This window comes from Micromonospora sp. NPDC049047 (genome assembly GCF_040649135.1).
Lineage (GTDB): Bacteria > Actinomycetota > Actinomycetes > Mycobacteriales > Micromonosporaceae > Micromonospora.
This window is the reverse complement of sequence record NZ_JBEZEY010000001.1, coordinates 619589-640031: the sequence shown is the minus strand read 5'-3', so window position 1 is coordinate 640031 and position 20443 is coordinate 619589. Positions and strand designations below refer to the sequence as shown.

General features: G+C 70.6%; 18 protein-coding genes and 1 pseudogene. 8 read left to right on the top strand and 11 right to left on the bottom strand.

Features of this window, described 5'->3' with window-relative positions; all coding sequences use genetic code 11:
• Window positions 1-117: 117 nt before the first annotated feature.
• Both AB0B86_RS02825 and AB0B86_RS02820 read right to left on the bottom strand, forming a co-directional pair.
• Window positions 118-1290: a zinc-dependent alcohol dehydrogenase gene (locus AB0B86_RS02825; RefSeq protein WP_357415011.1), complete on the bottom strand. Its 1173-nt coding sequence runs from the start codon at window positions 1288-1290 to the stop codon at window positions 118-120.
• A 25-nt stretch (window positions 1291-1315) separates the two neighbouring features.
• Entirely contained in the window at window positions 1316-2266 is a 951-nt protein-coding gene (locus tag AB0B86_RS02820) for an SRPBCC family protein (protein WP_357415009.1), read from the bottom strand.
• 236 nt (window positions 2267-2502) lie between these two features.
• On the opposite strand from AB0B86_RS02820, the gene AB0B86_RS02815 reads away from it, so the two are divergent.
• The 3 genes from AB0B86_RS02815 (at window position 2503) to AB0B86_RS02805 (ending at window position 6045) form a co-directional block, all read left to right on the top strand.
• Window positions 2503-3519 (top strand): carboxypeptidase regulatory-like domain-containing protein, encoded by a 1017-nt coding sequence (locus AB0B86_RS02815; RefSeq protein WP_357415007.1) that lies wholly within the window; start codon window positions 2503-2505, stop codon window positions 3517-3519.
• Window positions 3520-3621: 102 nt separating this feature from the next.
• Entirely contained in the window at window positions 3622-3984 is a 363-nt protein-coding gene (locus AB0B86_RS02810; protein WP_357415005.1) for an SCP2 sterol-binding domain-containing protein, read from the top strand.
• Between the two features lie 12 nt (window positions 3985-3996).
• A complete protein-coding gene (locus AB0B86_RS02805) occupies window positions 3997-6045 on the top strand; it encodes a glycogen debranching N-terminal domain-containing protein (RefSeq protein WP_357415052.1) in 2049 nt (682 codons plus the stop codon).
• A gap of 125 nt (window positions 6046-6170) precedes the next feature.
• Here the strand turns inward: AB0B86_RS02805 and AB0B86_RS02800 are convergent.
• Window positions 6171-6341 (bottom strand): annotated as a pseudogene (locus AB0B86_RS02800) (HEAT repeat domain-containing protein); the annotation flags it as partial.
• 50 nt (window positions 6342-6391) lie between these two features.
• On the opposite strand from AB0B86_RS02800, the gene AB0B86_RS02795 reads away from it, so the two are divergent.
• The 5 genes from AB0B86_RS02795 (at window position 6392) to AB0B86_RS02775 (ending at window position 13656) form a co-directional block, all read left to right on the top strand.
• Window positions 6392-7483 carry a crosslink repair DNA glycosylase YcaQ family protein gene (locus AB0B86_RS02795; protein ID WP_357407453.1) on the top strand — a complete coding sequence of 364 codons (1092 nt, stop codon included), beginning with the start codon at window positions 6392-6394 and terminating at the stop codon, window positions 7481-7483.
• Window positions 7484-7747: 264 nt separating this feature from the next.
• Entirely contained in the window at window positions 7748-10366 is a 2619-nt protein-coding gene (gene rph, locus AB0B86_RS02790; protein WP_357407455.1) for a rifamycin-inactivating phosphotransferase, read from the top strand.
• Window positions 10367-10392: 26 nt separating this feature from the next.
• Window positions 10393-11325: a class A beta-lactamase gene (gene bla, locus AB0B86_RS02785; protein WP_357407457.1), complete on the top strand. Its 933-nt coding sequence runs from the start codon at window positions 10393-10395 to the stop codon at window positions 11323-11325.
• A 242-nt stretch (window positions 11326-11567) separates the two neighbouring features.
• Window positions 11568-12764, top strand: coding sequence for an MFS transporter (locus tag AB0B86_RS02780; protein WP_357407459.1), 1197 nt, complete (start codon window positions 11568-11570; stop codon window positions 12762-12764).
• Between the two features lie 247 nt (window positions 12765-13011).
• Window positions 13012-13656, top strand: a complete 645-nt coding sequence (locus AB0B86_RS02775; protein WP_357407461.1) for a dihydrofolate reductase family protein — start codon at window positions 13012-13014, stop codon at window positions 13654-13656.
• A gap of 144 nt (window positions 13657-13800) precedes the next feature.
• Here AB0B86_RS02775 and AB0B86_RS02770 read toward each other — a convergent pair whose 3' ends face one another.
• The 8 genes from AB0B86_RS02770 to AB0B86_RS02735 form a co-directional block, all read right to left on the bottom strand.
• Window positions 13801-14238 carry a DUF6069 family protein gene (locus AB0B86_RS02770; RefSeq protein ID WP_357407463.1) on the bottom strand — a complete coding sequence of 146 codons (438 nt, stop codon included), beginning with the start codon at window positions 14236-14238 and terminating at the stop codon, window positions 13801-13803.
• 39 nt (window positions 14239-14277) lie between these two features.
• A complete protein-coding gene (locus tag AB0B86_RS02765; protein ID WP_357407465.1) occupies window positions 14278-15261 on the bottom strand; it encodes an RNA polymerase subunit sigma-70 in 984 nt (327 codons plus the stop codon).
• A gap of 145 nt (window positions 15262-15406) precedes the next feature.
• On the bottom strand, window positions 15407-16402 hold the full coding sequence (locus tag AB0B86_RS02760; RefSeq protein ID WP_357407467.1) for a hypothetical protein: 996 nt from the start codon (window positions 16400-16402) through the stop codon (window positions 15407-15409).
• A 136-nt stretch (window positions 16403-16538) separates the two neighbouring features.
• On the bottom strand, window positions 16539-17771 hold the full coding sequence (locus tag AB0B86_RS02755; RefSeq protein WP_357407469.1) for an MAB_1171c family putative transporter: 1233 nt from the start codon (window positions 17769-17771) through the stop codon (window positions 16539-16541).
• Complete coding sequence (locus AB0B86_RS02750) at window positions 17758-18261, bottom strand: hypothetical protein (protein WP_357407471.1); 504 nt, start codon at window positions 18259-18261, stop codon at window positions 17758-17760. The genes AB0B86_RS02755 and AB0B86_RS02750 overlap by 14 nt, the downstream gene beginning before the upstream one ends.
• Window positions 18262-18276: 15 nt before the next feature.
• Window positions 18277-18735, bottom strand: a complete 459-nt coding sequence (locus tag AB0B86_RS02745; RefSeq protein ID WP_357407472.1) for a helix-turn-helix domain-containing protein — start codon at window positions 18733-18735, stop codon at window positions 18277-18279.
• Window positions 18736-19136: 401 nt separating this feature from the next.
• Window positions 19137-19949 carry a trypsin-like serine protease gene (locus tag AB0B86_RS02740; protein ID WP_357407474.1) on the bottom strand — a complete coding sequence of 271 codons (813 nt, stop codon included), beginning with the start codon at window positions 19947-19949 and terminating at the stop codon, window positions 19137-19139.
• A gap of 102 nt (window positions 19950-20051) precedes the next feature.
• Window positions 20052-20443 (bottom strand): FG-GAP-like repeat-containing protein (locus AB0B86_RS02735; RefSeq protein WP_357415002.1); only part of this gene is annotated, 392 nt, incomplete at its 5' end.

Below are 20443 nucleotides of genomic sequence, written 5' to 3'. Positions count from 1 at the left end.
CCGTCCGGCCGCTCGACCCGGCAGGGGGCACCCCCGGCAGCCGGGCCGAATCGTTTGTGACATCAGCTCCAAAGGCAGTGCGCGAAGCACTTCCCCGCCGGGGGACCTGCCGCCCGGTCAGACAGTGAGCAGCACCTTCGTACAGTCGTCCTGTTTCTTCTGGAAGAGCTGGTAGCCCTTCGGGGCGTCGCGCAGCGGCATCCGGTGGCTGACGATGAAGCTCGGGTCGATCTCGCCACGCTGGATCCGCTCCAGCAGCGGCCGGGTGTAGCGCTGGACGTGGCACTGACCGGTGCGCATGACAAGCGACCGGTTCATGAACGCGCCCATCGGGAATTTGTCCACAAAGCCGCCGTACGCGCCGACGACCGAGACCACCCCGCCCGAGCGGCAGGCCAGGATCGCCTGGCGTAGCGCGAACGGCCGCTCCGTCTCGACCCGGGCGGCCTGCTTCACCCGGTCGTAGGCGTACATCGCGGCGTTGCCGTGGTGACCCTCCAGGCCTACCGCGTCGATGCACGCGTCGGGCCCCCGACCGGCGGTCAGCTCGTTCAGGGTGTCCAGCACGTCCACCTCCTCGTAGTTGATCGTCTCGGCACCGAGGTGTTCCGCGGCGAGCCGCAGCCGGTACGGGTACCGGTCGATGACGATCACCCGTTCCGCGCCGAGCAGCCGGGCGCTGGCCGCGGCGAACAGCCCGACCGGCCCGGCGCCCCAGACGGCGATCACCTGCCCGGGTTTGATGTCGCACATCTCGGCGCCCATGTACCCGGTGGGGAACACGTCGGCGAGCATCACCGCCTGGTCGTCGCGGACCTCGTCGGGCACCTTGAGCGGGCCGACGTCGGCGAACGGCACCCGGGCGTACTCGGCCTGACCGCCGGCGTACCCGCCGAGCAGGTGGGAGTAGCCGAAGATGCCGGCCGGCGAGTGCCCCATGATCTTCTCGGCGATGCCGGCGTTCGGGTTGGAGTTCTCGCAGACCGAGTAGAGGCCGCGTTGGCACGACGAGCAGTGCCCACAGGCGATCGGGAAGGGCACCACCACCCGGTCGCCGGGCTTGAGGTTGCGTACCTGCGGACCGACCTCGACGACCTCACCCATGAACTCGTGGCCGAGGATGTCGCCCTTGCGCATCGCGGGGATGTAACCGTGGTAGAGGTGCAGGTCGGAGCCGCAGATCGCGGTGGTGCTGATCCGCACGATCGCGTCCCGGGCGTTCATGATCTTCGGGTCGGGTACGTCGATGACCTTGACCTTGTCGGTGCCCATCCAGGCGTTGGCTTTCATCCTCTGTCCCTTTCGGAGCGGGCGGTCATCGGCGCGACGCCGGCAGCGGCTGGGCGGGCCGCTGCATGGCCTGCTGGCGTACGGAGATGCCGTTGGGGCTGCCCTCGGAACGGACCACCTCGCCGGTCTCCAGCACCTGCTTGAACCGGCGCAGGTCGTCCCGGACCTGCTGCTCGGGTTCCTCGCCGAAGAGCTTGGCCACCGCCCGGCCGAGCGCGCCGGCCGGCGGCGCGTAGCGCAACTCGACCCGGACCTCGGTGCCCCGGTCGCCGGGTGCCGGTACGAAGCGGACCCGCCCGGCGTTCGGCACCCCGGTCCCCGCCACCGAACGCCAGGTGATCGACGTGTTCGGCCGATCCTCGATGATCTCGGCGTCCCACTCGACCCGGTGCCCGCCCGGCCCGCGGGCGGTCCAGTGCGAGCGGCGCAGGTCGTCGGCGCGCACCGACTCCAGGTGCGTCATGAACCGCGGCAGGTTCTCCAGGTCGCGCCAGAACCGGTACGCCTCGGCGGGTGACCGGTTCACGGTCACCGCGATCTCCACCCGGATCATCCGCGCCCGCGCGCGTCGGGCCCGGCTGATCCGCACGGCGGAGAGCACGTCGACGGCCGCGATACCGGCGACCGCGAGGGTGGTCAGCGCGACCCGGCGGCGGCGGTCACCGTCACGGTCGGCGAGAGCCCGCCCGAGCATGGTCAGGTCCATCGCGTCGCCGGCCACCCGGCTCCACGCCCAGCCGGCGGGGCGACGACCGCCGAGCAGTCCGGCGGCGCTGCCCAGCTCGCGCACGCCTACCGCCGGGAGCACGGCCCGCGCGGCCGCGGAGTCGTCCACCCCGGTCAGTCGCGCGAGCGGGCCGGGCGCGACCAGGGCGCCCACGCCCAGCGCCAGGCTCAGCAGACCCAGCGCGCTCGGCAGCGTCGCCGGCACCGGCCCGTCCAACTCGGGTAGGAGCACAGTCTCGACACGGCTCATGTCCGTTTCCTCCGGTGCACGTCACCACCGGCGCACCGCGGAGCGCGGTGCACCTGCCCCGTGACGCTATGCGGTACTGGTGACCCATGCGCCCGATTCAGACACAAGAGCCCGTGCGCGCGGCCCGCGTGGAATGTCGCCCCGTCAACAGTCAACATAACGACATTGACCGATTTGGATCAGCTACGGAACGTTAGCGTCAGCTCACCCGTCTCGCCGTCGGAAGGATCACGCCCGTGAGCCGCGCACCGCTGCGCCACCTGACCGCCACCATCGCCGTCGCAGTCCTCGTCGGGCCGGCCGCCGCGCCGGGCGCCGCGCGTACCCCCGGGTCCTCGACGCCCGCGCCGGGCCAGGTCCGCACCGTGGTGCGGGACGCGGCGACCGGCGCACCGGTCCCCCGGGCCTGCGCCGCGCTCGTCCCGGTGGACGCCGCCGCGCTGACCGCGGTCACCATCGGGGAGGACCAGGTCGGTCGGGGCGGGGGCTGCTCCGACGAGCAGGGTGTCCTGCTGAGCAGCGAGGTCGCCCCCGGGGCGTACCGGCTGCTGGTGCGCCCCTACGACGCGACGGTGCACGGCTGGCAGTGGGTGGGCCGGCACGGCGGCACCGGCGAGCGCGAGCGGGCCCAGGTGGTCCAGGTCCGCTCGGGTGCGATGACCGACGCGCCGAACGTCCGGCTCGATCCGGCGGGCACCGTCGTCGGGGTGGTGACCGACGCGGCGACGGGCGCCCCCGTCCCCCGCGCGCGGGTGATGGTGGTGCCCTACGTGCCGGACCCGAAGTACGACGACCACGGCCCCATGACGGACGAGAACGGTCGTTACACGATCACCGGCCTCGGCCCGTACCGCTGGCCGGTGCAGTTCGCCGCGGCCGGGTTCGCGACAGTGTGGTCCGGTGGGGTGGGCAGTCGGGCGCAGGCGCGGACGGTACGGGTGCGCCCCCAGCAGAGCGCCACACTGAACCAGGCGCTGCCGGCCGGGACACCGCTCACCGGGACGGTACGGGTCGACGAGCTGCTCACCTACGCGCAGGTGATCGCGTTCGACGCGGCGACCGGGGACCTGGCCGGCGTGGCGGACGTGGGCGACGCGTATCTCCTGCGCCTGCTCCCCGGGCAGCGGGTGAAGCTGCGCTGCGACTGCTCGTACGCCCAGTCGGTGTGGCACCGCGACGCCGCCGGCTTCGACGCGGCGACCCCGGTGCGGGTCCGCCGGACGCCGACCGTCGTGGACTTCGACCTCGGCTGAACCGGCGGACCGGACCAGGCACGGTCCCGGCCACCAGGAGGAGTTAACAACTGCCCACACCGGGTACGCAGCGGCGCTGCCGCCAACGGCCGGGGAGGTGGGATGACGGCTACCAGGGCCTTCTTCGAGCGGTTGACGGCTGCCGGCCAGGACCCACGGTTCAGCAAGGTCCGCGCGAGCGTGCGCTTCGACATCCGGGACGGGGACCACCTCGATCAGTGGCTCCTCGACATCGACAACGGCCGGATGCGGGTGACCCGCAGCGGCCAGCCGGCCACCACCGTGATCATGGTTTCCGCGCAGGTAGCGGACGCGATGGCACGTGGCGAGGTGAACGGGCTGGCGGCGATCACCCGGGGCGAGATCCTCGTCGACGGCGACCTCAGCCTGGCGTTGCGGCTCGGGCGACTGTTCCCACGGGAACCGGAGCCGGCGGAGCACGGCGGCCCGGACGGCGGCCGGTGACCGATGCAGGACATCCACGGCACCGTGGCGTGCATCGACGGGAACACCTTCATGGTGTCCGACACCAGTGGCGATGTGGAGTCGTCCCCCAATGCCCCGGTCGGGCTGTTCGCCGCCGACACCCGCTTCCTGTCCCGCTGGATGCTCTTCGTCAACGGCGAGTGCATGACCGCGCTGTCGGTGGACGACAGCCAGTACTACGAGGTCACCTTCTTCGTGGTGCCGGGCGCGGCGGTCGACTACGTGGAGGCCGACCTGTCCGCCATCCGGCGCAGAAGGATCGGCCCGGACCTCACCGAGTCGGTGACGATCTTCAACTACGGCGAGCAGGAGATGGAACTCGACATCCGCCTGGAGGTGGCTGCCGACTTCGCCGACATCTTCGAGATCAAGTTCGACGTCGGTGAGAAGGTCGGCAGGCACTACACCGAGGTCGGCCCGAACGAGTTGCGCCTGGGGTACCGGCGGTCCACCTACCACCGCGAGGTGGTGGTCACGGCCAGCGAACCCGCCGAGTACGACCCGCACGGCCTCCGGTTCACCGTCCGACTGGGCTCCGGAGAGCAGTGGTCCACCCGCCTGCAGGCGACGATGCGGGCGCTGCGTCCGGACGGCGTCGACCTGCGCTCCGCGCTGCGGGCGCTGCGCCCGGACGACTCCACCCTGCCCCGCAGCCTGCGGGCCTGGGTCGCGGCGGCCCCGACCCTGGACACCGACAGCGTCGCGCTGCAGCAGGTGTACCACCGCAGCCTGGTGGACCTGGCGGCGCTGCGCTTCGCCCCGCTCTCGCTGAGTGGCGCGACAGTGCCCGCGGCCGGGCTGCCCTGGTTCATGACCCTGTTCGGCCGCGACAGCCTGCTTACCTGCCTGCAGACCCTGCCCGTCACCCCGTCGTTGACCCCGCCGACGCTGCGGATCCTCGCCTCGCTACAGGGTGTCCGCAGCGACGACGTGCTGGAGGAGGACCCCGGCCGGATCCTGCACGAGTTGCGCTACGGCGAGTCGGCCGCGTTCGAGGAACAGCCGCACTCCCCCTACTACGGCACTGTGGACGCCTCGCCGCTGTTCGTGGTGCTGCTCGACGAGTACGAACGGTGGAGCGGCGACACGGCGCTGGTGCGCGAGTTGGAGCAGGAGGCCCGCGCGGCCCTGGCGTGGATCGACGACTACGCGGACCTGACGTCCACCGGTTATGTCTGGTACGAGCGACGCAACCGCGCCACCGGCCTGGAGAACCAGTGTTGGAAGGACTCCTGGGACAGCATCTCCTACGCCGACGGAAGGCTGCCGGGCTTCCCGAGGGCCACCTGCGAAACCCAGGGGTACGCCTACGACGCGAAGATCCGTGGGGCTCGCCTGGCCCGTACCGTCTGGGGTGACCCCTACCTCGCCGACCGGTTGGAACGCGGCGCGGCGGCGCTGTACGACAGGTTCAACAGGGACTTCTGGCTCGCCGACCGCGGCTACTACGCCCTCGCACTGGACCACGACGGCACCCCGGTCGACAGCCTGTCGTCAAACATCGGGCATCTGCTGTGGAGCGGCATCGTGCCGCCGGAACGGGCCCCGCAACTCGTCGAGCACCTGATGGGTCGGGAGCTCTTCTCCGGTTGGGGTGTGCGGACCCTCGCCGAGGGGCAGCGCCGCTACAACCCGCTCGGCTACCACAACGGCACCGTCTGGCCCTTCGACAACTCGTTCATCGCCTGGGGTCTGCGCCGTTACGGGTTCACCAGCGAGGCGGGCCGCATCGCCGAGAGCATCCTGTCCGCGGCCACCTTCTTCGAGGGTCGACTGCCCGAGGCCTTCGGCGGGTTCGACCGCAACACCACCCGCTACCCGGTCCGGTATCCCACCGCCGGCAGCCCGCAGGCGTGGTCCAGCGGCGCGTCCGTGCTGCTCCTGCGCACCATGCTCGGCCTCAACCCGCACGAGGACCACCTGGCCGTGGACCCCGCGCTCCCGTCCGCCTTCGGGCGGATCGCGCTGCTGGACATCCCCGGCCGCTGGGGCAAGGCCGACGCCTTCGCCAGGCAACGCCCCGACCAGCACCGGTCGTAGGGTGCCGGTCAGCTGACCGTCGGCATTCCGTCCTCCGGAATCCACTGTGCCGCCGTGCCACCTCGTCGATCAGCACCCGATCACCGGCTCGCACCCGCCGGTCCGAGCACCATGACGCGGGTGGGCTCATCGATCGCGACCAGCGCCCGACTCAAACTCACCTGCGTCTCCCGGTTGCCGCGTCCCAACTGCGTCGACAGCACCCCGGCCAGCTCGGCCGTCGCACCGTCGGGCACCAGGACGACCGCCGCCCGCCAGGCACTGCGCGCCACCTCGTCGTCGGCGTCGGGGACAACGGGCGGGTTTCGCCGGTGGCCTGACGGCGGCGGTCGACTAGGGTTCGGGCATGGTCGATCGGCGCCAGGTGTTGAACTTCCGCGTCCGGGCCCAACAACTCGACCGAGACACGGGCACGCTCGCCGACACCGCCGTCCTGGACATCGGTGTGCAGAACACCGGGCCGGACGGCGCCCGCTGGGCGCTGGCGGTGCGCGGGGTCGACGTGACCGCGTTCTCGGACACGGACGTGGTCCTGCTGTGGACCGTGCGGGGCGCCCCGCACCTCTACCGCCGGGCCGACGTCGGGAAGGTCGCGGCGGCTGTCGAGCCCTTCACCGAGGCCGACGCGAGCAAGCGCATCTACGACGCGTCCCGGCCCCTGAAAGCCGTCGGCATCGACACCCTCACGGCCCTGGACGAGATCGCCACCCGGATGCGGGCCGTCGTGACCACGCCGACGGTCAAGGGTGACGTGTCCGGCCGCCTGGCCACGATGCTGCCCGAGCCCTATCTGCGGTTCTGCCGGCCGTGCGACGCCACACACCCCTACGAGATGCCGTTCCGGCTCGCCGCCGTACGGGCCGGACTGGAACTTGAGGTGGACACCTCGCCCCCGGTCCTGCGGCGCATCTCCGGGTTCCGGAAGGCGGCCGCGCCGGGTGACCGGTTCGACCTCGTCCGCGCGTACCTGCGCCTGCTCGGCCCGGCCACCCCGAAACACGTGGCCGACTACCTCGACGCCCCGGTCAAGGACGTGAAGGCGCTCTGGCCCGAGGATGTGGTCGAGGTGACCGTCGGCCGTGAGGTCCGTTCACTGCTGGCCGCCGACGAGAAGGCGTTGGAGTCGGCCGACGGCACCGGCACCCGCCTCCTCGGCCCGTACGACCTGTTCCTCCAGGCGAAGGACCGGGCGACGCTGGTGCCGGACACCGCCCACGTCAAGCAGTTGTGGCCGGTGCTGGGTCGCCCCGGCGCCGTGGTGGTCGACGGCGACGTGGTGGGCACCTGGCGTCCGCGCAAGTCCGGCAGGACGTTCACCGTCACCGTGCAGCCCTGGCAGAGGCTGTCGGGCGCGACCCGCGACGCCGTCACCGTCCAGGCCGAACGCCTCGCCGCGCACCGCGCCGTCGCCCTCACCGGCGTCGAGTTCGCCGACTAGGTGTGCCGTCCATGATGGGGGAGATTTGGCGGTTCGAGTTCGGTCCGGACGGCTCGAAGCGGTCCGTGCCGCCGTCAGCCTCGCCCGCTGTTCGACCAGTGGACCCGAGGTGTCAGCGAGGGTGTGCTGGCCCACGACGAGGGCGGCTGGCTCCGGATCGACGAGGACGAGGTGCCCTGGACCACCGGGCTCGACCCGCAAGACCCCGGTCCTGGCGCAGAATCTGCGGCCGGACCAGCATCAAGACGCAACGGGGGGCACGACATGGGTGTGTTGTCGATGGACGAGGGCCGCAGCGATCTCGTACCGCTGGTGGATCTTCGGGAGGTCGACGCGACGCAGGTGGCGGTCGTCGGCGGCAAGGCCGCGCACCTGGGCGAGCTGTCGCGGATCGACGGCATCCGCGTTGCGGCCGGGTTCTGCGTGACGACTGCCGCATTCCGGCGGGTGCTGACGCAGGCACCGTCGGTCGACGGGCTGCTCGACCGCCTGTCGCACCTGAACCCGGACGACCGGGAGGCGATCGGCGCGCTGAGCGCGGAGGTCCGCCGCAGCATCGAGGAGATTCCGATCCCGGGCGACCTGGCGTCCGAGATCACCCGCGCGCTCGTCCGGTTCGGCGACGAGGCGGCGTACGCCGTGCGGTCCAGCGCGACCGCCGAGGACACCCCCACCGCCTCCTTCGCGGGCCAGCAGGACACCTACCTGAACATCGTGGGGCCGGACGCGGTCCTGCGGCACGTCAGCCGGTGCTGGGCGTCGCTGTTCACCGAGCGGGCCGTCGTCTACCGCTTGCGCAACGGCATCGACCACCGCACGGCGCAGATGGCTGTCGTCGTACAACGGATGGTCTTTCCGGACGCGGCGGGAATCCTCTTCACGGCCGACCCGGTCTCGGGCAACCGGAAGGTCGCGACTGCCGACGCCAGCTTCGGCCTCGGCGAGGCCCTGGTGTCCGGCCTGGTCAACCCGGACGTCTTCACGGTGCGTGACGGGGAGGTCGTCACCAGGGCGGTCGCCGCCAAACACCGCGCCGTCGCCGCCGTGCCGGGCGGCGGCACGCGGGAGGTGGCGATCGACGCGCGGCGACAGGAGCAGCCGGCGCTGACCGAGGCGCAGGTCGTACGGTTGGTCCGACTCGGGCGACGGATCGAGGCTCACTTCGGCCGTCCGCAGGACATCGAGTGGTGCCTGGTCGACGACGACTTCCAGATCGTGCAGAGTCGGCCGATCACCACGCTGTTCCCCGTGCCCCCAGCCGCTGACCGGGGCAACCACGTCTACCTCTCGGTCGGGCACCAGCAGATGATGACCGACGCCATGAGGCCGCTGGGGCTGTCCATGTGGCAGTTGACGGCCATGGCACCGATGCTGGAGGCCGGTGGCCGGTTGTTCGTCGACGCCACCGGGCTGCTGACCTCGCCGGGCCGCGCCGGATTCCTGGACATGGTCGGGAAGTCCGACCCGCTGATGCGGGACGCGTTGGACACGTTGCTCGACAGCGGATTCGTCCCGGCGTCCAGCGGCGGCGGTGGTCCGGCCAGGCTGCCGTTCGGCGGCCCGTCGATCGAGTCCGACCCGGCCATCGTGACCGGGCTGATCGACCGCAGCGAGGCGTCCGTCGCCGCTCTGCGGCGTGACATCGCGACGGTGTCCGGTACGGCGCTGTTCGACTTCCTGCTGAATGCCTTCGAGGAACACAAGCGGATCCTCGGTGAGCCGCCGACCATGCAGGCGATCATGGCCGGCATGGAGGCCACCTGGTGGCTCAACGACCGGCTGTACGAGTGGCTGGGCGAGAAGAACGCCGCGGACACCCTCACCCTGTCCGCCCCGGGCAACATCACCTCGGAGATGGGGCTGGCGCTGCTCGACGTCGCCGACCAGATCCGCCCACATCCGCAGGTGGTGGCGTTCCTCGAGGACGTCGAGGACGACGGCTTCCTCGACGAGCTGCCCAGACTCCCCGGCGGGAGCACCGCGCGCGACGCCATCGAGGCATACCTCGACCGGTACGGCATGCGCTGCGTCGGAGAGATCGACATCACCCGGCCCCGGTGGAGCGAACGCCCCAGCACGCTCGTGCCGGTGATACTGGACAACGTCAGGCTCTTCGAGCCCGGTGCCGCCAGGAGGCGCTTCGAGCAGGGCCGGCAGCTGGCGCAGCGCAAGGCGCAGGAGGTGTTGACGCGCCTGCGGGCGCTGCCGGACGGGGAACAGAAGGCCGACGAGACCGAGCGGATGATCGAGCGGGTGCGGACGTTCATCGGCTACCGGGAGTACCCGAAGTACGACATCGTCAGCCGCTACTTCGTCTACAAGGAGGCCCTGCTCGCAGAGGCCGAGCGCCTCGTGCGGGCCGGTGTGCTCACCGAGCGGGAGGACGTCTTCTACCTCACGTTCCAGGAGTTCCACGAGGCCGTGCGCTCGCAGCAGGTGGACCACGAGCTGATCCGGCAGCGCCGGGACGAGTTCCGGTCGCACCAGGCGCTCCCGCCTCCCCGGGTGCTGACCTCGGACGGCGAGGCCGTCACCGGCGCGTACCGCCGCGACGACGTGCCGGCCGGCGCCCTGATCGGGCTGCCGGTGTCCACCGGGACCGTCGAAGGACGCGCCCGGGTCATCCTCGACATGGCCCAGGCTGACCTCGAAGCGGGCGACATCCTCGTCACGACCCACACGGACCCCAGCTGGACACCGCTGTTCGTCGGCATCGCCGGCCTGGTGACGGAGGTCGGCGGGTTGATGACGCACGGCGCGGTGATCGCACGGGAGTATGGCCTGCCGGCTGTCGTCAGCGTGCTGGACGCCACCCGGCTGATCCGCGACGGGCAGCGGATCCGCGTGCACGGCACCGACGGGTACGTCGAGATCCTGCCCTGACCGACGGCACCTCAGGAGGAACGGCGATGACGATCCCTGTCCGACGTCTGGCGACGGCGCTGGTCGCGGCGACGACCCTGGCGGTGGTGGCGGGGTGCGGCGGCGACGACGCACCGGAGGCGCTCCCCACAGCGAGCCCGGAGGCGACGCTCAGCCCGTCCCTTACCCCGTCTCCGTCGCCGGACGTCGGGCAGGACTTCCAGCGGCTGGAGAAGAGGTTCGGGGCGCGGTTGGGGGTCTACGCCGTCGACACGGGCACCGGCCGCACCGTCGAACACCGGGCCGACGAGCGGTTCGCGTACGCCTCGACGTGGAAGGCGCTGGCCGCCGCCGAGGTCCTGGACGACACCACCGACGCCGAACTGGACCGGGTGGTGCGGTATTCGGGAGCGGACCTGGTGGCGCACTCACCGATCACCGAGAAGCACGTCGCCGAGGGCATGAGCCTGCGCGCTCTCAGCGACGCGGCAGTGCGCTACAGCGACAACACGGCCGGGAACCTGCTGCTGCGCCACCTCGGCGGGCCGCAGGGTTTCCAGCGCAGACTACGCGCTGTCGGCGACCCGGTCACCGAACCGGCCCGTTACGAGACCATCCTCAACGAGGCGACACCCGGCGACCGGCGGGACACCAGCACGGCGCGGGCCCTGGCAGGCGACCTCCGGGCGTACACACTGGGCGATGCCCTGACGCCCGCGGACCGCGACGTCCTGCGCGGCTGGCTGCGGGGCAACACCACCGGCGCGGCGCTGGTCCGCGCCGGGGTGCCCGCCGGGTGGGTGGTCGGGGACAAGACCGGCACCGGCGGGTACGGCACCCGCAACGACATCGCCGTCATCTGGCCGCCCGATCGGGCCCCGATCGTCCTGGCCGTGCTGTCCAGCCGCGACGAGAAGGACGCCACCCCCGACGACGCACTCATCGCCGAGGCCACCCGGGTGGCCGTCGCCCGACTCTGACCTCTCGTGATCGGACGGTACGTGTTGGCGACGGCGGGGGCGGCTCGCCGGACCCGATTCGTGCGTTACCGTCAGTGGGTGGTTCCGGTGGAGGCGGTCGCGGCGCGGTACGCCCGGTGGATCACGCCCCCTCTGCCGTTGTACGGCAACGATCACGAACGGTCCGACTTCGCTCCCTGACCGGCGCTGGCAGGTGCCCGCTGGTCCCTTGATCCCTTCCATCGCAACGGGAGCGATGCCTCATGTCCTCAACCGGTATCCGGGTGGTCCTGCGTGCCCCGCAGGTGCTCTGGGTCCTGCTCGCCGCCCAGGTGGGTCGACTGCCGTCGGCCTCCGGTCCGCTCGCCCTCCTGCTGTTCGCGCGGGAGTCGTTCAGCCTTGCCGCGGCCGGTCTGCTCGTCGCCGCGTACACCGCCGGGATGGCGGTGGGTACGCCGCTGCTCGCCCGGGCGGTGGACCGCTGGCGTCAGCCACCGGTGCTGTGCCTCTCGGCGGTGCTGTCCGGCGCCGGGTTCGGCTTCGTGGCCACCGGCGCGTTCGGTGCGACAGGTGCCGCCGTGGGTGCCGCGATCGCCGGGCTCGGCACTCCCCCGCTGGAGGCGTGTCTGCGCTCGCTGTGGCCGGACCTGCTCCCTCCGGCGGCGGTGCCGGCCGCGTACGCGTTGGACGTCGCCGTACAGGAAGTGATCTTCGTGGTGGGCCCGCTCAGCACGCTGCTCGCGGTGGCGCTCGGGGGCCCGGTCGCGGGGTTGGTCGTGGCCGCGCTCCTGCAACTCGCCGGGACCATCGTGTTCGTGCGGGCTCCCGCCGTCCGCGCCTGGCGCGGCGTTGCGGCGGCACGGCACTGGGCGGGTCCGCTTCGGGTGCATCGGCTCACGGTGATGCTGGTGGGGGTGGCCGGAGCGGGGATGGCGGTCGGTGGCATCGCGGTGGCGGTCACCGCGTACGCCGAAGCAGCCGGAAACCGTCACCTGGCCGGCTGGCTGCTCGCCGCCCAGGCGACCGGCGCCCTGGTCGGGGGCCTGCTCTACACCCGTGCCCGGTCCGGTGGGGCGCGCCGTCTGCCGCTGCTCACCGCCGGGCTGACCCTCGGCTTCGTGCCGCTGCTGCTGACCCCGCCGCCGGCAGTGATGGCGGTGTTGCTGGCGATCAGCGGCCTCGCGCTGCCGCCCGCGCTGACCGCCATCTTCCTCAAGGTGGACGAGCTGGCGATGCCGGGCACCGTCGCCGAGGCGTTCGCCTGGGTCGCCACCGCGTTCACCGTCGGCAGCGCCGCCGGCTCGGCGCTCACCGGTCTGGCGGTGGCGAACGGCGTCCGTTACGGCCTGGCGCTGGCACCCGCCGCGGCGTTGCTGAGCACCCTCATCATGGTTGCCGTCGCCCGTTCGGCGCCGGCAGAACGGCCGCTTGGGACCCGGCGCGCCTCGGCGGTCTGGTGAAGTTTTGCCGCACCAGAACGCCAAGTACGGCACCGAGGTGACCTTGGCCGGCGGCTGACCGACCCCGGGCAGAGACCGCCCCCGCACCCGCCGGTGCGGGGGCCGTCTCTGACCTGAGCCCCCGCGCCGGCTGAGCGGCGGTGACGGGCCGACGCGCCACCGTCCGGGCGAGTCGATGACAGGTCCGCGCTCCGGCGTCGGTCTACTCTTCGGGTCGACGACATCCACCTGGTGAGGAGTAGGGCACATGGGCCTCGTCCACATCGAACTGTTCGCCACTCTCGACCTCGTCGGGCAGGCGCCCGGCGGTCCCGAGGAGGACCCGGAGGGGTTCCCGTTCGGCGGCTGGCAGGCGCCCCTGCTGGACGAGGTCGCCGGGGCGCAGGTCGCGGCCGCGTACGAGGGCACCGATGCGCTGCTGCTCGGCCGACGGACGTACGACATCTTCGCCGCCTACTGGCCGCACCAGGAGGGCGGCCAGGACGACGACATCGCCACGCTCTTCAACAGAGTCCCGAAGTACGTGGCCTCCCGTGGCACGCCGGACCTGTCGTGGGCCGGGTCCACCCGGATTGGCCCGGACCTGGCGGGTGCGGTGCGCGAGATCCGGGACCGGCACGAACACGTGAAGGTCGTCGGGAGCCTCAACCTGGTGCAGACCCTGCTGCGGGAGAAGCTCTTCGACCGTCTGGACCTGTGGGTGCACCCGATCGTGCTCGGCGTCGGCAAGAAGGTGTTCGACGGCGGCGAGGTGCCCACCAACCTGACGCTCCTCGAACCGCCGGTGGCAGGCGCCAAGGGCACCGTCTACCTGCGCTACGGGCTGGCCGACGGCACGCCCGGCACCGGCGACATGGCCGCACCCGATCGCGGTGCCGAGCAGGACGGCTGACGCTTCCCCGAACCCGGCGGGCCCCCGTCGAGCAGGGCGGGCACTGCCCTAGCGGGCGGCCTCGTCGGGGAGGGACCGCCCGCGAGCTGACCCGCCGGTCAGCGCGAGGACAGTATGCGTGATCCGCCTGTCGCCATCACCGGCTCATCGATCGGCCCGCGCGCGCAGGCTTCGCGTCAGGGTGGGGATCATCACCGCCGCCGGTACGAGGTGCAGCCCGACGAGGGTCGCGGCGGTGGTGGCGTTCGCCCCGGCGAGCAGTGGCGGGACCAGCGAGATCGCGGTCAGCGCCACCGCCGTCCAGAGGAACCTTTGGGCGGGGCGGGCGCTCCACCGCAGCAGGGCGGCGGCGATGACGACGCCGACGAGGGAGAAGAAGCCGGTCACCACGGCGAACCCGCCCAGCGGGATCGTCTCGCCGCCGTCGGGGATCTCGAAGTCGACGCCGAGAGCCTGGGCGAGCGCGGCGGCGAGGGTGGTGGTCACCATCGCCGCGAGGGTGGCGACGAGCCCGGTGCCGGCGAGCCCGAGGATGCGGCGGTTGGTCCGGGTGGCCGCCGGTGCTGCGTTGGTGCTGGTCATGTCACTGCTCCATCGTTCGGTTGAGGGCGGATACCGGGATCACTTCGTGCCGTCTGCCGGCAGCCGCTCGGGCAGCCCGAGTCGCGGGAACTGGTCGGCATGGAAGATGGTGATCTCGGTGATCGCCCCGCCGGTGATGCGCAGGACGTCCAGCGTCAGCGGCAGGTACGCGTTCTCCCGCTCCCGCCAGTGGTAGAAGGCGACGGCGGGCTGCCGGTTCACGGCGGTGGGGACGCCGCGCAGGCCGGTCATGGTGTCGAAGCCGTCCTGGATCCAGTCGTTCACCACCGCGTCCCGGCCGAGGTGCAGGCCCGGGGTGGGCGGCATCGAGCAGCGCACGTCGTCGCGCAGCATCGTGGTGAGGCGGCCGATGTCAGTGGCCACGCTCGCCTCGGTGAAGCGGCGCACCAGCTCGCGGGTGCCGGAGTCCTCCTCGCCGCCGGTCCAGTCCTGCCGCTCGGCGGGCAGGTGCTCCCGCATGCCGGCACGGGCCCGTTGCAGAGCGCTGTTCACCGAGTTGACGGAATCCCCGAGCAGCTCCGCGACGTCCTTCGCCGGCCAGCCGAGCACGTCCCGCAGGATCAACACGGCCCGGGGGCGCGGCGCGAGGTGCTGGACCGCCACCACGTACGCCAGCTCGATCGTCTCCCGTGCGACGGCGAGCGCCTCCGGCTCGTCCGCGCCGCCCGCGGGCAGCTCGTCGAGCAGCCGATCCGGGTACGGCTGGAGCCACCGCACCTCACCGCCGGTCGCGGGTTCCGGGCGACGCTTGGCCAACAGGTCCAGGCAGGCGTTGGTGGCGATCCGGTACAGCCAGGCCCGGAACGTCGACCGCCCCTCGAAGGTCTCCCGCCGCCGCCAGGCACGCAGCAGCGTGTCCTGCACGGCGTCCTCGGCGTCCTCGAACGACCCGAGCATCCGGTAGCAGTGCACGTGCAGTTCCCGCCGGTGCCGCGCCGCCAGCCCCGAGAACGTCAGCTCGTCGACCTCGTCCAACCCGTGCAGCCGCGTGTCCGCGCTCATCACGTCATCCTTCCGCTTCGTCATGTCCTGTCGTAGGTGTGACGGGCGCGGGCGCGAAAACTCATCACCGGCATCGGTCGCGGCGGCCTTGCGCCCGATTGCGGATGGTGCCCGGCGGCGGCACCGTCGTTGCCGTGGGGTGCCGTCAGTCCGTGGTCAGACCTCGGGTCGCCAGCTCGCTGAGCGACGGGCCGTTGTGACCGCCGAGCGCCGCGCGAGCGACCGCGGGTTGGCACAGCTCGAACGCCTCCACGAGGAACGTCGGCGAGTTTGACCGGTGGCGGATCCCGTCGACCTCCTGCCGGTCGGGGTTGAACGGCAACGTCTTCCACTGGTCGGCGGTCTCCTGCCAGTCGGACGAGATGGCCGCGGCCAGGCCGTCGAGCAGACTCTCGTAGTCTGCCGCGGTGATCCGGCGGCCCAACCCGTACCGCTCGCGCAGGGCGAGGATCTCGGCGGTGGGCGTGCCGGAGTAGCTGTCGTCCAGCCCGAGCCACCAGTGGGCGAAGTAGCTGCCCTGGTAGCCCTGGGCGAGGTAACGCGACCCGTCGTGGTGCGCCTCGATGATGAAGTTGTGTACCTGCGGGAACTGGCAGTCGAGCAGCAGGACGGTGTCCGCGCTGGCGGGCAGGGCGAGCAGGGCCTTCTTGAGATCCGCGCCCTTGCCGACGCCGTAGGCCTGGAGCGACTGGCGGACAAGCTTGCCGCCCTTGGCCTGCAACTGCTCGCGGATCTGGAACGCGGCCAGGCCGCAGTTGGCCCACCTGCGGCTCTTGTCGCGCCGTTCGATCTGCGGGTCGCCGGTCCGCCCGGTGCTCAGCACCGCCGCTCCGAGCCGGTCCAGAACGGTGTTGTCCAGGGCCTCGTCGCGCTGCCGTTGGTCGGTGTTGCCGGCGAACTCGTCCTGCGCATACGTGGTCGCGGCCCTGACGGCGTCGGCCCAGGTGTCGAAGGTCTGGGCGCGTCCCAGGGTGCTCCCCGACCAGGTAATCAACTGCCCGAGGACGTCGCCCTCGAATCCCGCGGGCAGGAGCGATTTGATCCGCTCGCCGATCTCGGCGCACGCCTTCTCGTCGTCTTCCAGGTTGGGGATCTGGCCGTTGGGCGGGTATGTCGCCTTGTCCGCGGCGATGATCAGCATGCCGACCTCCACAGTCCTTGCCTTCGGTCACCCACTGTCGTGAGCCGACTACAAGAGTGGGACATCCGAGGGTCAGCGGGCTCCCTGCGTCGGGATTCCGTCGGCCGCGGCCGGTCCCCGACGCGCCGCCGGACCGTCACACGCGTTCGTCGACGGTCGGCGCGGGCCTGGGACGTTCGGCGGGTGGCGGTGGGCAAACGAAGGTGTGGATCGCGGATGAGAAGTAGAAGGACCGCACCCGGAGAAGCGATTCGACATCACTGTCGAGATCAGGCACAGCGGCGCTACCGGCGAAAGCGAACGTGCCACCGCTCTCGACGGAGTGTTCGGACTTGAAGCGCAGTCCGGCGGCGGTCCAGCACGCCTCGACGGCGGCCTCGGCGGACTCGCCGGTGAGCCCCAACCGACGCACAAAGTCCTGCGCGGCGGCGACCGTCGACTCACCGACGAAGGTGGCCAACTCCGATTGCGCATCCCGGATCTCGATGACCCGCCGGTAAAGACGTAGTCGAACCTGCAGCACGTTGGTGACGTCGGCGATTCGGCTTGGCGGGGCTCCCAGGACCACATCAGGTACGGCCCGTTGCAGCGTGTGCCACAACCGGTAGAGGCGGTGCAGCCGCACGCTGTCGCGGATATACCGGCGCGCCGGCCTGCTGACCGGCACCGCCGATCCGATCGCGAGCAGTGTCAGCCCGATGCCGAAGAGCGACTTCGAGAAGAAGACATAGCCGGGCCCCGACAGGATTTCGATATGCGCCGCGTGACTGAGAATGAACGCGATGCGATTGAGGACGTAGAGCAGCAGGACCGTGCCGCCGACGGCCGTCACCACGATGCTCCAGTTGCCTCTGCTGCCCGAGCGTGTCAACGCGAGCTTCCAGATGGTCAGCAACGCCCGCGTGACAGCGAGCACGATGGCGGACTGGTAGAGAATTCCATACCAGGCCGTGTACGGCGATTTGGCGGACTCGGTGACGAAGTCGTCGCCGCCGGGATGGTGCGGGGCTGCCGCGAACAGGAAACACATGCCGATCGCCGCGCCGACCGGCAGCAGGAGCCCGGCCCTGGGCCGGTAGTTCACCCCGGGTGTGGCGTTGGCGATCGCGATCGCGAGGCCGGATGCGAGATAGGCGACGGCCAGACCGGCCATGTTCTTCACCAGAACGCTCAGGTCCACCAGACCGGTCGTCGTGTCGATGATGCGGCTTACCGCAGCCAGGTTGAGGGTGGCCGCGACGGCGAGCCCCGCCTGCAACAGGAAGGCCCACGTGTCCCGCGTAGACTGCCTGCTGCGGCCCACCTGGATGGCCAGCACCAGCCAGAGCGCTCCGATGGCGACGAGTTCGAGCAGGTTAGCGCCGGACATCTCGGGCCGCCCGGTTGCTGAACTCTTCAAGAATGTTCGCGGGCTTGAGGTCGACTTCCGACGACTGCATGCGCTGCGCGAGCAGCGTCGCGATCACTTCCGCCTCCTGCTCGGCCACGAGGGAGTAGGTCGACCTCCCGAGCACGGAGAGAATCATCTCCACATCGAGATCGGGCATGATCGCGGCGAGCGCGTCAGTTTCGGTGTTGCGATGACGGCAGAGCATGTGCCCGATCTCGTGCAAGATGATGTGCTGCTGGTGCAGTGGCCTGGTGTCACCGTTGTAGAAGATGTGGTCGGCAGCTTCGGTTTCGATCCACATTCCCCCGGGAGTCCCCGGAGTGCCCACCATGGAGAGTGGGTGCAGGTGCAGCGGGCGTCGCCTGGCCACGGAGATGTGCGCGCAGAGGGCGGCCGTGGTGAGGAGCCGGGGCAACGACAGGTCGTCGAGGAGGCGTGCGGCCTTCCGCTCAAGCCGCCGCAGCCGCATGTCAGGCTCCTCAGGTCATTGCGTGTCGTCAGGTGCTGGGGCGGGGGGTCGACGAGGCGACTCACCCCCGGACTCGGTCAGCCGATCGATCCGGCGGGCGTGTTCGATAATGCCGTTGATTGCCGCGAGGCTGGGGGCGGAGAGGCCGGCCACGCGGAGAGCTACCTGGCGCACCGACGTGTCGCTGAGCGCGGCGAGCAGCTCGAGCTGATCGTCAATCTGACGGGCAGCATCGTCGTCGAGAAAGTAGACCGGGGAGACCCCGAAGAAACGTGCTAGGGCTTCGATGTGTCGAATTGTGGGGTTGTCACGGTGCCCCTTACGGAGTTGCCAGATATACGTGTGCGAAATCATGACACCGGTGGCGCGGATCTTGGTTGCGACTTCCTCGTACGAGTACTCACGACCTCCTGGGCGGACCGTCTTGAACAGCCGGTCCAACTTATCAGCCATTGTCGGTCTGCGGTTGCCCACCGAACCTCCCTGATCGCGGGCGGGTGTCGGCGTCTACGTCCTTGAGCGAAATCGCTGCTCAGACCGGGCCGCCTGGGCCACGCGAAGCCTACGCACATCTCATCCGATCGATCTGCCACCTTCCTACGACCTTAGCCGTAGGCGCCATCGGTTTACTCAGCCGGGCGGGCCAAGTTGCTCACCGGTCCCGGCTGTCGAGATGGACAGTGGTGGCCGGCGGGTGGCCACGAGGTCGGAGGGCCCGCGGGCAGGGGCGTTGGTCGACTCGACCACGCCGCGCGACTGACCGCGCCCGGACACGCACGAAGGTCTCCGGTGTGGGCGCCGCCGCTGTTCACGGCGCCCACACCGGAGACCCGGCCCTCCGTCGAGAGCTACGTTCTCCCCGTAACCCGCACGAGTTAGAGGAGCTCCCCGGGAACAGGATCAGGGTTGACCGGGATTGGCGGGCCGGAGCGCTCGGTCACCCGAGATGGCTGCTGCCCCGCGCCTCTGGTGTACGGGTGGACGGGCAGCGTCGCGCCGAACCGGGAAAGTACGTTCTGGATGGGATTGAAGCACATCATCCCGTTGCTTCGCGCGATGGTGATCCCCACCGCCCACACGTGGCCGGCCCCGTCCGACTGCCACACCGGACCACCACTGTCCCCGCCATCCGAATCCGCCGTGGAGCACAGCAGGTAGTCACGCACGCCGTCCTTGTAGCGGAGGAGACGCCACTCGGTGATTCTTCCTTCCGTCCAGCCCGTCTTCCGACCCATCTTGCCGATGACCATGCCCGCACTCAGCGCACTGTTGTTGAAGTACCCCACAACCTTTCCGGGGCTGCGTCCGGTCACCGGGTCCACAACGATCTGCGTGGCGTCGTCCCCCGCATCCATGCGGATCAGGGCTCCATCAAACGAGTTCGTATCGTATACGTCGCCTATCCGGTCGTTGCGAATGACGGTGCCGAAGCGGCGGTCGGTGCCGAACACGACGTTCCCGATCCGGCCGTAACCCCAGCAGTGACCCGCGGAGACCAGGAACATTCCGCTCGAGCCACGGACCGCGTAACCGCCGGTACAGAAATTCGGCAGACTGCCTGGTCCGTCAAGGTGCATCACGTCACCAGGCCGATACAGGTAACCGGCCGCCTGCGCCGGCCCCGCCCCCAGCAGCACCGCGACACCGACAGTTGTCAGCGTCACCAAAGACGCCAAGAGTTTCCGCACACAAACTCCATTCGTAAAATCTTCGTCGGGACTATTTTTGACCAGGTAACGACATCCGAGACGGGCCCCGGCGGCAGCCAATTCCACCGGGGCCCGTCAACGTCAGACGATCTTGTTGTAGATCTCCCAGCCGCCGCCAATGTCCTGACCGGTGGTGAAGGGCAGGTGGTCCGGGTTGGAGTCCATGTTGTTCGGGTAGTAACGCATCGTGCCGTCCGCCCGCACGGCGACGAGGTCGGCGTGTCCGTCACCGCTGTAGTCGCCGGCGATCACCTTGACGAACTGCTGCCAGTCCTTGCCGACCTGAATCTTCGTGGTGAACGGCCTACCACCCGCGTTGGAATCCATGTTGTTCGGGAAATACCACATCGTGCCGTCCGGCCGGATACCCAGCGCGTCCGCGTGACCGTCACCCGACACGTCCGCGGCCATCACCTTGGTGAACTGCTGCCAGTCCGTGCCGATGGAAGTCCCTTCGGTGAAGGGCTTGTTAC